Origin of the sequence: Nocardioides abyssi (assembly GCF_030412915.1) — a bacterium.
Lineage (GTDB): Bacteria > Actinomycetota > Actinomycetes > Propionibacteriales > Nocardioidaceae > Nocardioides > Nocardioides abyssi.
The window spans coordinates 1-322 of record NZ_JAUHJR010000080.1 but is presented as its reverse complement, the minus strand read 5'-3'; the positions used below and the strand labels follow the sequence as shown (position 1 = coordinate 322).

Genomic DNA, 322 nt, shown 5'->3' with positions numbered 1-322 from the left:
GGCGTCCAGGACGGCCGGGGCGAAGTCGGCGTTCTCGGCCAGGAAGCCGGAGCCGGGGTGCACCGAGTCGGCGCCCGCCTTCTGCGCCACGGCGATGATCTTGGCGATGTCGAGGTACGAGTCGGCCGGCGTCGCGCCGCCCAGGGAGTGCGCCTCGTCGGCCATCCGCACGAAGATGGCGTCGCGGTCGGGCTCGGCGTACACGGCGACGCTGCCGATGCCGGCGTCCTTGCAGGCCCGGATGACCCGGACCGCGATCTCGCCACGGTTGGCGATGAGGACCTTCTGCAACGGCTTGACTTGCGACACCCTGGCTCCTGAC

1 protein-coding gene is annotated in these 322 nt (G+C 71.4%); it reads right to left on the bottom strand.

Annotated features, from left to right (window positions below; genetic code table 11):
* Positions 1 to 309, bottom strand: a 309-nt coding sequence (locus QWY29_RS19985) for a biotin carboxylase N-terminal domain-containing protein (protein ID WP_300962989.1), incomplete at its 3' end; no start/stop codon positions are given.
* Positions 310 to 322: the final 13 nt, after the last annotated feature.